Source organism: Acidovorax sp. 69 (genome assembly GCF_002797445.1).
In the GTDB taxonomy this organism is placed as follows: domain Bacteria; phylum Pseudomonadota; class Gammaproteobacteria; order Burkholderiales; family Burkholderiaceae_C; genus Acidovorax.
Map to the genome: position 1 here is coordinate 2,117,726 of NZ_PGEP01000001.1, position 13,027 is coordinate 2,130,752.

Below are 13,027 nucleotides of genomic sequence, written 5' to 3' on the forward strand. Positions count from 1 at the left end.
CAAGGAGCAATGGATGAAAGTTGTCGGTTTTGCCGGTTTCTCTGGCAGTGGCAAGACCACGTTGGTCGAGCAGTTGATCCCCGAGTTGCGGCTGCGGGGGCTGCGTGTGTCGGTGGTCAAGCATGCCCACCATAGTTTCGACATCGACCACCCAGGCAAGGACACCTACCGCCACCGCGAAGCGGGTGCTTTCGAGGTGGTGGCCGCCTCGGACAAGCGGTTGATGCTGGTCCGTGAGTTTGAGCAGCCCGCCACGCTCAGCGTGCACCACCTGCTGGCCGAGTTGTACCAGGGCGTGGACTGGGTGCTGGTGGAGGGTTTCAAGGACAGCGACTTGCTCAAGGTCGAGGTGTGGCGCGCACCTGAACCCGGCCAGGTGGCCAAGCCGGTGCGCTACCCCGAAGACGATTTTGTGGTCGCCGTGGCCACCAATGCACCGCAGAGCCTGCCCGTGCCCACGCAGTTGCCCCTGCTTGACCTCGATGCGCCCGCCCAGGTGGTGGATTGGCTCATCCAGTACGAGCACCGCTTTGACTACAACTGGGAACTGCACGGAGGGCTGCTGCCATGCGCCCCCCGATGAAGCCGCTGAAACCACTCGATGAAGCGTTGGCCGACCTGTTGGCCAGGGCCGCCCCTTTGGCAGGGACGGAGACGATCACCACCTTTGATGCAGACGGTCGCGTGCTGGCGCAAAACTGCATCTCGGCCCTGCAGGTGCCCCCGCAGGACAACAGCGCCATGGATGGCTACGCCGTGCGTTGCGCCGACGTGGCCGAAGCGGGTGTGCTGTTGACCGTGTCACAGCGCATTGCCGCTGGCAGCGCGGGCGAGCCCCTGCGGCCGGGCACGGCAGCGCGCATCTTCACCGGCGCTCCGGTACCCGCAGGTGCCGACGCGGTCCTGATGCAGGAAGACTGCGAGGCCCTGGCCAGTGCCACAGATGGCGATGGCTTGGGCCAAGTGCGCATCAACACCGTGCCCCAGCAGGGCCAATGGATACGCCATGCGGGTGAAGACATCACCCGCGACGCGGTAGTGCTGGCCGCAGGCACACGCCTCACGCCAGCGGAGCTGGGTCTGGCTGCGAGCATCGGGCAACACCAGCTACAGGTGGCGCGTCGCCCGCGCGTGGCGCTGTTCTCCACGGGGGATGAGCTCGTTATGCCCGGCGAGGTGCCACCTGAGCAGATGCGGCCTGGCGCCATCTACAACAGCAACCGTTTCTTTTTGCGCGCCATGTTGCTGCGCCTGGGCTGCGAGGTGACGGACTTCGGCATCGTGCCCGACCGACGCGAAGCCACCATCGACGCCCTGCGCAAGGCAAGTGCTGCGCACGACCTGATCCTGACCAGCGGTGGTGTGAGTGTGGGCGAAGAAGACCACATCAAACCCGCCGTGGAGACGCTCGGGAGCCTGGACCTGTGGCAGATCGCCATGAAGCCCGGCAAGCCGTTCGCTTACGGCCAGATCCCGCGTGCCGATGGTGCCGCGCACTTCATGGGGCTGCCCGGCAACCCTGTATCGAGCTTTCTGACCTTTGCGTTGCTGGTGCGGCCGTTTGTGCTGCGATTGCAGGGCGTGCAGGACGTTGCTCCTCAATCCATAGCTGCTCGCGCTGATTTCATCTGGCCCAAGGCCGATAAACGCCGTGAGTTTCTGCGCGTGCGCCACAACGCGGCGGGCGGACTGGATCTGTTCAGCAATCAAAGCTCGGGTGTGCTCACCTCGGCCGCGTGGGGCGACGGCGTGGTGGACAACCCGGCGGGCCAGACGATGGCACCCGGTGACACGGTTCGGTTCATCGCTTTCTCGGAGCTGTTGGGATGAAACACCCCCTGAGTCGCTTCGCGCCTTCCCCCTCTCTCGCATTGCTGCGCAATGCGGGAGGGGGACGCCCCCAGCGCGGCGGGACGGCCCTTGCGCGGGGGCGCTGGCTTAGGGTGTGCCAGTTTCATGCGCTGCAAATGACGCGCCGCGTTATGGAGAACTGAGATGAAAGTCGGTGTACGCTACTTCGCCTCCATCCGTGAGGCCATTGGGCAAGGCAGTGAGGCCTTGGAGACCACATCCTCCACGCTGGGCGCGCTGCGTGACGAGTTGATCGCGCGCGGCGGCGCTCACGCCAGCAGCCTGGCGCGCGGCCGGGCCGTGCGCATGGCGCTCAACCATACCCTGAGCGATGAATCCGCCGCCCTGGCCGATGGGGCAGAGGTGGCGTTTTTCCCTCCGGTTACGGGCGGCTGAGTTCGTGCAGCGTCCGCAGGCGCTGCCCCAGCTCCCGAGACGCGGGCATCATGGGTGCCCGCAGCTCATTGCGCACCTCGCCCGCATGGGCCAGCATGGCCTTGAGCGGCGCGGGGTTGGGTTCTGCAAAACAGGCCTCCACCCAAGGCAACAAGGCTTGCCACACGCGTCGGGCTTCGGGCAGGTTGCTCGCACGCACCTGTTCCATCAGGTCCACAAAACGCGGTGTCTGCCAATGCGCGCAGGCCGAAATGGCGCCCGCACCGCCGAGTGCCAGTGTGTTGAAGATTTGCGCGTCTTCGCCAGTCAGCACCTCAAGGCGGCCATCGGCAATCAGGGCCTGTGTCTTGCCGGTGTTACCGCCGCAGTCCTTGATGGCTTGAATGCGTGGATGCGCCGCCAGCGCCAGCAGTGTCTCGGTGCTGAGTGTGGCACCCGTGCGGTACGGAATGTCATAGATGACCACGGGCACCGTGCTGGCATCGGCCAAGGCGCGGAACCAGTGGAGCAGGCCGTCTTGCGAGGGGCGAATGTAGTGCGGGGCGGACACCAGCAGGCCCGCCAGCGGGTAGCGTGCGAGGGCCTGCACCTGCGCCAGCACCTCGCCCAGGTGGTAGCCCGACACGCCCATCACCACGGGCACGCCCTGGGCGGCGTCGAGCACGGTTTGCAGAACCAGTAGTTGTTCGGCCTTGTTCAGCGCGGCAGCCTCACCCGTGGATCCGCAGGCCACAAAGCCCGACACGCCCTGGGCGCGCAACCGGGTGGTCAGCGCAAAGAGGGCCGTATGGTCCACCGCGCCGTCTTTGAACGGGGTGACCAGGGCGATCCAAAGCCCGCTGAAAACGGAGCGATCGGGGAGGGCGGCCGTTGCGATATCGGCCGTTACAGAAGTGTGGGTGGGCATGCGTAGCATCCTTGGGTGGGTTCGACCGATGGAAGAACCGCCCTGAAGAGCGCACGGAATACCGGGAAGGAAAAAGAGGGAGGAGAGATTTTCTGCCAGGAGGTTCCGTCGCTCATCCGGACGGAACCACAGCTCCGGTCAGATGAGCTTTGGTTTTTTGGCTTTGACCACGCACGGCAAGGCCACCGCAGAAGCGGCGGTCATGGCGAGGGGAGCGTGCGTGGGCATGGGTCGCAGTATAGCGATGCACCAGCGGTGCAAAAAAGCAGTTCAGCCTGTGTGCGGTTGTTGTGATGTGCCGTCCGCTGGCTCTGGCTGCGGTGCCATCAGCTCGGGGCATTGCCAGGCGAGTAGCTCGGCCAGGCGGGTGACGATCCAGGTGGCCTCAGGCACCGACACGCCAGATTCGGCCGTACACAGCCCTGCGTGAATGCGCCGCAGGATTTCGGTCTCGGACGGTGCCTGCACGTGGTACAGCGTCTGCGCATGTTCCACCAAGTGGCCCGCCAGGTCTTCACACAGCTCGTAGCGGGTGCGCACACCGTTCGCCTTGTCGGTGAGGCGCCCCCGGGCGTCGGTGTACACCGCCATGAACGAGGGCGGTACGTGGATCTGGTTGTCATCGTCCATGGGCATCGCTCAGTCTGGGGTGAACAGCCGCTCGAACCTGGCTTGGTCGGATGGCAGCTCAAACGTCACGACCTGGCCCATTTTCATGTCCGACAGGCGGCAGGCGCCAAACAGTGTCGTTTTGCCCGCCAGCTCCATCACATCGAGGTCAATGATGGCGTAGGGGTGGGGCACGAAGACCTGGTGCGCAAACACGTCGCGCACCGTGTTGCGCGGGGACGGGTAGAGCTTGTACAGATCGGTTTGAATTGTTTGTGTGGCCATGGGCTTCAGGTGCAAGGGGCGGCAGTGCGGGTACAGTGCGGGCGAATCGTACAGACAAATTTTTTACCAATCTATGGCACGTAACAAAAGTGAATGGCCGGCCAAAGTGCTGGCGCTGGTGCGCGGCGGCAATGTGGATGCCGCCATCGCACAGATCAAGGTGGCGCCCACGGTGGGCGATGTCACGCGCCTGCAGACCCTGCTGGCCCAGTTGCCGCCGTCGCCGTCACTGGCACAGCTGCACAAGGTGGTCGAGGAAGAGCGTGCCTTGCTGGCTGCGCCCCGACTGCACCGGTCGCCTTGATCCAGCCTTCTTGCTTTTCGTTATCAGCCCGTTGAGAGTTTTGCCATGACTTTGCCCCGTGTTTCCGTCCAGCCCGAGGACTTCGACCTGTCCACGGAAGTGGCTGCACTGCGCCGCGAGAACAAGGGTGTCGGTGCCGTGTGCAGTTTCATTGGCACGGTGCGCGACCGCAATGAAGGGGATCAGGTGTCGTCCATGGAGCTGGAGCATTACCCGGGCATGACCGAGAGATCCATCGAGGCCATGGTGGACGAGGCCTTTCGGCGCTTCGATATTTTTGGCGCCCGCGTGATCCACCGCGTGGGGCTGCTGCAGCCGCTCGACCAGATCGTGCTGGTGGCCGTGACCAGTGCCCACCGGGGCCAGAGTTTTCAGGCCTGCGAGTTTTTGATGGACTACCTCAAGACCCAGGCGCCGTTCTGGAAGAAGGAAGAAACCCCCCAGGGCGCCCGCTGGGTGGATGCGCGGGTGAGTGACGACGCGGCGCTGGCGCGTTGGGGCATCACTGCCTCCAACGCCTAAATGGTGGGTGTTTGCATAAAAATGGCGTTCTGCGCTTGCAGAACAAGCACCGATAGCTATTGAATCTATAGCGGCCTGGTGCGGTCGCTCACCATCGATTCTCTGACCTGGGTCAATTCATTCGTTTGCCTGCTGCCTTGAAATGAGGCAGTGCTTGCCCCAACTGCAGTGCAATTCGGAGGACATCAACCCATGCGTCTCGACAAATTCACCACCAAGTTCCAGGAAGCCCTGAGCGATGCCCAGAGCATTGCGCTGGGCAATGACCACGCCTACATCGAGCCCGTGCACATGCTCGTGGCCATGCTCAAGCAAGACGACGGCCCCAAGGCGCTGCTGCAGCGTGCGGGCGCCAATGTGCCGGGGCTGCTGACGGCGGCCGAGGCCGCCGTGAAGCGGCTGCCGCAAGTGCAGGGCAACGACCAGGTGCAGGGCGGCCCCGAGCTGGGCCGCGTGCTGCAGGCCACCGAGAAAGAGGCCATCAAGCGCGGCGACCAGTTCATTGCGAGCGAGCTGTTCTTGCTGGCCGTGATCGACAGCAAGGGCGAGGCCGCCAAGATCGCCAAGGACAACGGCCTCACGCGCAAGAGCCTGGAGGCTGCGATTGAAGCCGTGCGCGGCGGCCAGAAGATGGACAGCGCCGAGGCCGAAGGCCAGCGCGGGGCCCTGGCCAAATACTGCATGGACCTGACCGAGCGCGCCCGCATGGGCAAGCTCGACCCGGTGATTGGCCGTGACGATGAAATCCGCCGCGCCATCCAGGTGCTGCAGCGCCGTACCAAGAACAACCCCGTGCTCATCGGCGAGCCCGGCGTGGGCAAGACCGCCATCGTCGAAGGCCTGGCCCAGCGCATCGTGGCGGGCGAGGTGCCTGAGTCGCTCAAAGGCAAACGCGTGTTGTCGCTGGACATGGCGGCCTTGTTGGCCGGTGCCAAGTTTCGCGGCGAGTTTGAAGAGCGCCTGAAGGCCGTGCTCAATGAGCTGGCCAAGGACGAAGGCCAGACCATCGTTTTCATCGACGAGCTGCACACCATGGTGGGCGCTGGCAAGGGCGAAGGCGCGATGGATGCGGGCAACATGCTCAAGCCCGCTTTGGCCCGTGGCGAGCTGCACTGCGTGGGTGCCACCACGCTCGACGAGTACCGCAAGTACATCGAAAAAGACGCAGCGCTGGAGCGGCGCTTTCAGAAGATTCTGGTGGGCGAGCCCACGGTGGAGGCCACCATCGCCATTCTGCGCGGCCTGCAAGAGAAGTACGAAGTGCACCATGGCGTGGACATCACCGACCCCGCCATCGTGGCCGCGGCCGAGTTGAGCCACCGCTACATCACCGACCGATTCTTGCCCGACAAGGCGATTGACCTGATTGACGAAGCAGCGTCCAAAATCAAGATCGAGATGGACTCCAAGCCCGAGGTGATGGACAAGCTTGATCGCCGCCTGATTCAGCTGCAGATCGAGCGTGAAGCCGTGCGCCGCGAGAAGGACGAATCCTCGCAAAAACGCTTTGCTCTCATCGAGGAAGAGATCGTCAAGCTGCAAAAGGAAATCGCCGACTACGACGAAATCTGGCAGTCTGAAAAAGCCCAGGCGCAGGGCAGTGCCCATGTGCGCGAAGCCATCGACAAGCTCAAGTTCCAGATCGAAGAGTTCACCCGCAAGGGCGACTTCAACAAGGTGGCTGAGCTGCAATACGGCAAGCTGCCCGACCTGGAAAAGCAGCTGAAAGAAGCGCAGGCGCAAGAGGCCGGCAAAGATGGTGCACCCGCCCCGCGCCGCCTGCTGCGCACGCAGGTGGGCGCGGAAGAAATCGCCGAGGTGGTGAGCCGCGCCACGGGCATCCCGGTGGCCAAGATGATGCAGGGCGAGAAGGACAAGCTGCTGCAGATGGAAGGCAAGCTGCACGAGCGCGTGGTGGGCCAGCAAGAGGCGATTGCTGCGGTGGCCAACGCCATTCGCCGTTCGCGCTCGGGCCTGAGTGACCCCAACCGGCCCACCGGATCGTTCCTGTTCCTGGGCCCCACCGGCGTGGGCAAGACGGAGCTGTGCAAGGCGCTGGCAGGTTTCCTCTTCGACAGCGAAGACCACCTGATCCGCATCGACATGAGCGAGTTCATGGAGAAGCACTCGGTGGCCCGCCTCATCGGCGCGCCGCCGGGCTACGTCGGCTACGAAGAAGGCGGCTACCTGACCGAGGCCGTGCGCCGCAAGCCCTACAGCGTGCTGCTGCTCGACGAGGTGGAAAAGGCCCACCCTGACGTGTTCAACGTGCTGCTGCAGGTGCTGGACGACGGCCGCCTGACCGATGGCCAGGGCCGCACCGTGGACTTCAAGAACACGGTGATCGTGATGACAAGCAACATCGGCTCGCACCTGATTCAGGCCATGGTGGGCCAGGACTCTCAGGACATCAAGGACGCGGTGTGGGGGGAACTCAAAAACCATTTCCGCCCCGAATTCCTGAACCGCATCGACGAGACCGTGGTGTTCCATGCGCTGGATGCGCAGCACATCGCCTCGATCGCCAAGATCCAGCTGCAGCTGCTGCAAACCCGGTTGGCGAAGATGGATTTGGAGTTGCAGGTGTCGGACGCGGCCTTGGCAGAATTGGCCAAGGTGGGGTTCGATCCGGTGTTTGGGGCGCGGCCGCTCAAGCGGGCGATTCAGCAGCGCATCGAGAACCCGCTGTCCAAGCTGCTGCTGGAAGGGCGTTTCCCGCCCAAGAGCGTGATTCCGGTCACCGTGAACCCGGTGCTGGAGCCGGGTGTGTTCCAGTTTGGCGTGGCCTCGCAAGAGTGATGCAGGCCCGGGAAGGGGTTGCGGCGCTGGTCAGGGCTGCAATCCCTTCCCCAAGATGTGAAGGAGAGGTGTCGTTTGAATGAATTTGTTGCGGGCGTTGTGCGCCTGCTGCTGCGGATGGTGGTCATCGCCATGGGCTTGGTGTTGTTCGCCAGCCTGCTGGCGGCGGCCTTGGTGCTGGCGCTGGTGTGGGCGCTGCGCGCAGGCTGGGCACGCCTCACGGGCCAGCCGGTGACCCCCTGGGTCATGCGCATGGACCCGCGCACGGGCTTCAGCACGGTGTTTCGTTCCACCGAGCGCTGGTCGTCGGGCCGCCGTGGTGCTGCGCCAGCGGCAGATGGCACCAGCGACGAGACCGCCGCATCGCGCCGGGGCGGCATCCTGCCCGGCGCCGCCGAGGTCACGGACGTCGAGGCGCGAGACCTGCGCTGAGGGGCGCTGCTGACCGGGTGCCGATCTGCGCCTTTTTCCATCCAGCATGGAGCCGCTGGTGCCGCGAATTTGTGCCGCTGTCTCCTCTGCATTGTCCGTGACGCGCCTGTCGGGGTGTCTTCTATGATCCGACCATGACACCAGCCGATATCCACGCCCATTTCGATCTTCAACGCCAGGCCAGCCGCGCGCATGTGGATGTGCCGCTGCTCGTGCGCCGAGAGCGGCTGCTGCGCCTTCGCAAGATGCTCGACGAGAACGGCCCCGTGCTGGCAGCGGCCGTGCAGGCCGACTTTGGCATGCGCTCACCACGCCTGACCGAGGTGGCCGACTTCTTTGTGTTGCGCACCCTGCTGTCGCACACGCTGAGTCATCTGGCGAAGTGGATGAAGCCCCAGAAAGTGCACACACCGATCTACCTGCAGCCGGCCCATGCGTTCATTCAGCGCCAGCCTCTGGGCGTGGTGGGTGTGATTGCCCCGTGGAACTACCCGGTGCAGCTGGCCCTGGCGCCTGCCATCACGGCACTGGCGGCAGGCAACCGCGTGATGCTCAAGCCCAGCGAGCTGACACCCCATACCTCCGCCCAACTGGCGCTGCTGGTGGCGCAGTTCTTTGCTCCCGACGAGTTTTGCGTGGTGCAGGGCGATGCCAATCTGTCGGCTTTGTTTGCCTCGTTGCCGTTCGATCATCTGGTGTTCACCGGTTCCACAGCGGTGGGCCGCAAGGTGGCGCAGGCGGCGGCGCAGAACCTGACACCGACCACGCTGGAACTGGGCGGCAAGTCTCCCTGCATCATCGACGGCCACTGTGACATGGCGGATGCGGCGCTGAAGATTGCGCACGGCAAGCTGCTCAACGCGGGGCAGACCTGCATTGCCCCCGACTACGTGCTGCTGCCACGCGGCCGCGAGGGTGAGTTTGCGCAGGCCTACCGGGCTGCGGTAGCACGCCTGTTCCCCACCATCGAGGGCAACGCCGACTACGCTTCCATCATCACGCCACGCCATCATGCGCGCCTGCGCACCATGCTGCAGCAGGCGCAAACGCAAGGGGCAGAGGTGCACACGATCGACCCTACCGACGGCAAACCTATGGTGCCCACCTTGGGAACGCTGGGCGACGGTGCCAGCCGCCAGATGCTGCCCACGCTGGTGTTTGGTGCGACGTCGCAGATGCAGCTGATGCAGGAGGAAATTTTTGGCCCCATCCTGCCCGTGATCTCGTACGAGCGGCTGGACGATGCCATTGCCCACATCAACAGCGGGCCCCGCCCGCTGGCGCTTTATTGGTTTGGCCAGAGCGAGGCCGTGCGCGACGATGTGCTGCGCCGCACTGTGAGCGGTGGCGTGACGGTGAACGACACCCTGATGCACATTGCGCACGACAACCTGCCGTTTGGTGGTGTGGGCGACAGCGGCTGGGGGGCTTACCACGGTGAGCGGGGTTTTTTGCGCTTTTGCCACCAGAAATCGGTGCTGGTGCAATCGCGCTGGGCCATGGGCTCACTGTTCTACCCGCCCTATGGCGCCAGGTTTGATCAGGTCATGGGACTGCTGCGGCGCTGGCTGTAGCGGATTCACCTTCTGATGCCTCAGGCTCCTCGGCTGATATGGCCGGGGGTTGAGGCCGCGTGATGAGCTGCACCATTGCATCGCGCAGTTGGCCGGTGGACACGGGTTTGTGCAGCAACAGCGCAGAGGTCGATTGTGCATCTCGCAGGCGCTGCGGGGATGTATCGCCCGTCATGATGATGGCGGGGACGGGCGCTCCCAGATAGGCGCGCAGTGCTTGCAGCACGTGTTTGCCGGTCTCTTCGTGGCGCAGGCGGAAGTCCGTGATGATGATGTCGGGTGTCACATCTTCCAGCACTTCGAGCGCATGGGCGCTCGACTCCGCCGTCATGCACTGGCAGCCCCAGCTTTGCAGGAGCGATTGCATGCCCATGCGTACCGCTTCGTCGTCATCGATGGCCAGAACCTTCAGTCCCACCAGACTGTGTGCGTCGAGCGCCGGGGTGGCATCGTCCTCCAGGGCGCCTTGCCAGCAGTCCAGCCACAGCCGAAAAACGGAACCTCTGCCGGGGTGCGAGCGCAGCTCGACAGATGTCTTCATCTCGCGCGCCAGCCGCTGGACAATGGCCAGCCCCAGGCCGAGCCCCTTGCGGCGGTCGCGCTCGGGGTTACCGAGCTGGTGGAACTCCTTGAAGATGTCCCCCATTGGTGCTCTGGGATGCCTGCGCCGGTGTCCCACACTTCCAGCGCGAGCCGCTTGCCCCGTGTACGGCAGGCAATCAGCACGCCGCCCTTGGCCGTGTAGCGCAGGGCGTTGGAGATGAAGTTGTGCATGACCAGCCCGACCAGTGAGCGGTCGGCAAAGGCGGCGGCCGAGGTTTCGCGGGTGCGGTACACCAGCCCTGCTGTGTCGGCCTGCACGCCAAACTCCTGCTCCAGAGCGGTCAGCAGTGGTTGCACGGCGAAGGCCTCTGGTCGCACCTTGACCACTCCTGCCTCCAACCGCGAATAGTCCAGCAAGGTGGTGAGCATTTCCGCCGCAGCGCCAGACGCTGCATGCGCGTGCTTGAGCACGGTGCGCTGGTGTTCGTTGAGCGGGCTGCGCTGCAGTGATTCCAGAAATAGCCCCATGGCGTGCAGGGGTTGTCGCAGGTCGTGGCTGGCGGCTGCCAGAAAACGGGATTTGTCGCGGTCGGCTTGCTCTGCGGCCTCCTGGGCGGCCAGGGCGCGCTGCGATTCGTCGCGCAGTTGGCTGACCAGGCGCTCGTTTTCGAGCTTGAGTGCAATGCTGCGCCTTGTGGCCCGGTCCGCCGTGCGCGCTTGCAGGCAGGTCAACGCGAAGTACACACTGGTCAGGAACAGCGCCGGCCACATTACGGGCCCCCCTGCCAGTGCAACCGACATCATCACCCCCCCAATGGCGCTGGTGAGGTAGGTGACATAGGCCCGGTAGAGCGGTGCACCCAGACCCAGTGCCCCCGACGACACGGTGCTGATGATGCCGATGGCATAGATCACGCTGTCGGACGTGCCCCAGTAAAGCACCACATAGCCCAGGCTGCCCCAGCTCAGACCCATGGCCGCCATGCAGGCGATCAGTTTGCGCGCTGCGCGCGGCGCCGGATCGACGAAGGGCGCAATGCTGCGCAGCGCGATGTAAACGCCGGCAATCACGAGGGTGTGTGATACCAGCCATACCGTGATGGCCTGTGTGTCGGCCACACGGGCCATCACCCACAAGGTGCCCAGCGCGGTGGCCAACGACGCCAGCAGCGTCATCGGGAAATTTTGCCGCAGCAGCGCTACCTGCTCGCGCAGCACTTCATCGCGCTCCCACACGGGCCAACCCCAGCGTGTGGGAGGGGTGGCGGAGGGCGGCTGAGGCGCAGTCTCAGAGGGTGTCATGGAGCTGCGGGGTAGACAGGCCCAGGCGCTGCGCTGCCAGCAGGGCGGCGCTGCGGCTATTGACGCCCAGTTGCGCAAAGATGGCGGCAACATGCACGCGCACGGTGTTCTCGCTCAGGCCCAGGTCGCGAGCAATCACCTTGTTGGGCTTGCCGGTGCACAGCAGCGCGAGCACATCCAGCTGTCGCGCGGTCAGTGAAGGCGCGTCGGGCCCCCGTGTGGTGGCACTGTTGCCACTGTTGATGGGAAAACAGGGGTGACCTGACAGTGCGCAGGTAATGGCTTCCAGAATGTCCTCTGCCCGCGCAGATTTGGGCAGAAAGCCATCGGCACCTCGGGCGCGCGCCTCGTGAATGGCATCGGGCGCCACACTGGCCGACACCAGAACGATGCGGGCCCGTGGGCAGGCTTGCCGCAGCAGCCGCAGGCCATCAAGGCCACTCATGCCGGGCAGCTGGATGTCGAGCAGTACCAGATCGATGTCCGCCTGCTGCAGCGCGCAGGCGTCGGCGATTGAGCCTGCTTCGGCAATCGCACCCACCGAAGGATGGTCCTGCACGATCAGGCGCAGCCCCGTGCGGAACAGGGTGTGGTCATCCACAAGCAAAAGTCGGGCACTCATCGAGCAAGTATTGCGCACAACGCAGTGTTGCGGGCTAGTCCATTTGTGCGATGGACGCACGGTTGTGCACTTTCTAGACTTTCCGTCAAGCATTGAAAGGCACTTCGGGTGCGCACCAATGCGCAAACCTTCGTTTTCACCCTTCGTTTTCAAAGGTAGTCCCATGACATCCAATGCTCTCCTTCACGCCGCCACATCACCGGACAATGCCCATCGCCGCAGTGAACGGCGACCGACCGCTGCTGTGGAGGCCTCCCAGGCAAGTTCGGGCCTCGGGGGCAATACCCTGGCGCACATCGTGGAGGAAAACTGCCCCGACATGCTCGTTGCTGCGGGCGTAGTGATTGAGCACCTGGACGCTCAGGCCGGTACTTGGCAGTTTTCCGCCGACCAGGGCCAGAACTGGCGCGCAATCCGCACCGATCTGATCAACCGTGCGGGCAATCTGGGTCTGGCGCTAGACCGGGATGCACGACTGCGTGTATTGCCGTTTGGGGGCCACCGGGTGACGGGCGTCCGTGTAGCGTTTCATACGGTCCAGCGCAGCCATGGGCAGGGCAATGGCAGCTATCGCGCCTATGCCCCCGACGAGCGTGACGGTGGCTCGCGCACCGTGACGCTGGTGCTCAGTCTTTCTTCTATCAACGGCGCGCCGCCTGCTGTGCATGTGCCCCGCCCGCGCAACAAGCGGGCCATGGTGCAGCGGGCTGCGGCCTCGGTCGGTGCGTCGCTGTCGGGCGCGATGGCGATGGCCTGAAGGGGGCTGGCAAGGGCTTCGCAAGGCCTTTTTATGCACTGGAAGTGTGCAATTTTGGAGGGCAGGGAAACCGGCTGTGCAGGTGGAAAAACCGTTTGCGGCGACAATGCCGGTCCTTTCGGTT

At 64.4% G+C, this 13,027-nt stretch carries 14 protein-coding genes and 1 pseudogene; 9 read left to right on the plus strand and 6 right to left on the minus strand.

Annotated elements, in window-relative coordinates; all coding sequences use genetic code 11:
• The first annotated feature begins 13 nt into the window (after positions 1-13).
• From mobB to moaD, 3 genes are all read left to right on the plus strand, one after another.
• On the plus strand, positions 14-583 hold the full coding sequence (gene mobB, locus CLU85_RS09705) for a molybdopterin-guanine dinucleotide biosynthesis protein B (RefSeq protein ID WP_100410079.1): 570 nt from the start codon (positions 14-16) through the stop codon (positions 581-583).
• On the plus strand, positions 568-1,830 hold the full coding sequence (gene glp, locus CLU85_RS09710; protein ID WP_100410080.1) for a gephyrin-like molybdotransferase Glp: 1,263 nt from the start codon (positions 568-570) through the stop codon (positions 1,828-1,830). Before mobB ends, glp begins: the two co-directional genes overlap by 16 nt.
• A 165-nt stretch (positions 1,831-1,995) precedes the next feature.
• The gene (gene moaD, locus CLU85_RS09715; RefSeq protein WP_100410081.1) at positions 1,996-2,247 is read left to right on the plus strand and encodes a molybdopterin converting factor subunit 1; all 252 of its coding nucleotides are present in this window, start codon (positions 1,996-1,998) and stop codon (positions 2,245-2,247) included.
• Here the strand turns inward: moaD and dapA are convergent.
• The 3 genes from dapA to CLU85_RS09730 form a co-directional block, all read right to left on the minus strand.
• On the minus strand, positions 2,234-3,154 hold the full coding sequence (dapA, locus tag CLU85_RS09720; protein WP_100412469.1) for a 4-hydroxy-tetrahydrodipicolinate synthase: 921 nt from the start codon (positions 3,152-3,154) through the stop codon (positions 2,234-2,236). The two genes, moaD and dapA, sit on opposite strands and share 14 nt — an antisense overlap.
• Positions 3,155-3,424: 270 nt before the next feature.
• Complete coding sequence (locus CLU85_RS09725) at positions 3,425-3,784, minus strand: hypothetical protein (protein ID WP_100410082.1); 360 nt, start codon at positions 3,782-3,784, stop codon at positions 3,425-3,427.
• A 9-nt stretch (positions 3,785-3,793) separates the two neighbouring features.
• Complete coding sequence (locus tag CLU85_RS09730; protein ID WP_100410083.1) at positions 3,794-4,048, minus strand: hypothetical protein; 255 nt, start codon at positions 4,046-4,048, stop codon at positions 3,794-3,796.
• Positions 4,049-4,121: 73 nt separating this feature from the next.
• Here CLU85_RS09730 and CLU85_RS09735 point away from each other — a divergent pair, with 73 nt between their 5' ends.
• From CLU85_RS09735 to CLU85_RS09755, 5 genes are all read left to right on the plus strand, one after another.
• On the plus strand, positions 4,122-4,352 hold the full coding sequence (locus tag CLU85_RS09735) for a hypothetical protein (RefSeq protein ID WP_100412470.1): 231 nt from the start codon (positions 4,122-4,124) through the stop codon (positions 4,350-4,352).
• A 45-nt stretch (positions 4,353-4,397) separates the two neighbouring features.
• Positions 4,398-4,874 carry a molybdenum cofactor biosynthesis protein MoaE gene (locus tag CLU85_RS09740; RefSeq protein WP_100410084.1) on the plus strand — a complete coding sequence of 159 codons (477 nt, stop codon included), beginning with the start codon at positions 4,398-4,400 and terminating at the stop codon, positions 4,872-4,874.
• A 192-nt stretch (positions 4,875-5,066) separates the two neighbouring features.
• Positions 5,067-7,673 (plus strand): ATP-dependent chaperone ClpB, encoded by a 2,607-nt coding sequence (clpB, locus tag CLU85_RS09745; protein WP_100410085.1) that lies wholly within the window; start codon positions 5,067-5,069, stop codon positions 7,671-7,673.
• Positions 7,674-7,748: 75 nt separating this feature from the next.
• On the plus strand, positions 7,749-8,105 hold the full coding sequence (locus CLU85_RS09750; protein ID WP_100410086.1) for a hypothetical protein: 357 nt from the start codon (positions 7,749-7,751) through the stop codon (positions 8,103-8,105).
• A 134-nt stretch (positions 8,106-8,239) separates the two neighbouring features.
• Positions 8,240-9,679: a coniferyl aldehyde dehydrogenase gene (locus CLU85_RS09755; RefSeq protein ID WP_100410087.1), complete on the plus strand. Its 1,440-nt coding sequence runs from the start codon at positions 8,240-8,242 to the stop codon at positions 9,677-9,679.
• Here the strand turns inward: CLU85_RS09755 and CLU85_RS23335 are convergent.
• From CLU85_RS23335 to CLU85_RS09765, 3 genes and pseudogenes are all read right to left on the minus strand, one after another.
• Entirely contained in the window at positions 9,651-10,220 is a 570-nt protein-coding gene (locus tag CLU85_RS23335) for a response regulator (RefSeq protein WP_369858310.1), read from the minus strand. The two genes, CLU85_RS09755 and CLU85_RS23335, sit on opposite strands and share 29 nt — an antisense overlap.
• A pseudogene (locus CLU85_RS09760) lies at positions 10,215-11,617 on the minus strand (sensor histidine kinase); the annotation flags it as partial. The gene CLU85_RS23335 and the pseudogene CLU85_RS09760, both read right to left, overlap by 6 nt.
• Positions 11,511-12,146 (minus strand): response regulator transcription factor, encoded by a 636-nt coding sequence (locus CLU85_RS09765; RefSeq protein WP_100410088.1) that lies wholly within the window; start codon positions 12,144-12,146, stop codon positions 11,511-11,513. The pseudogene CLU85_RS09760 and the gene CLU85_RS09765, both read right to left, overlap by 107 nt.
• Positions 12,147-12,309: 163 nt before the next feature.
• Between CLU85_RS09765 and CLU85_RS09770 the strand changes: the two genes are divergently transcribed.
• Complete coding sequence (locus CLU85_RS09770) at positions 12,310-12,903, plus strand: hypothetical protein (protein ID WP_100410089.1); 594 nt, start codon at positions 12,310-12,312, stop codon at positions 12,901-12,903.
• Positions 12,904-13,027: the final 124 nt, after the last annotated feature.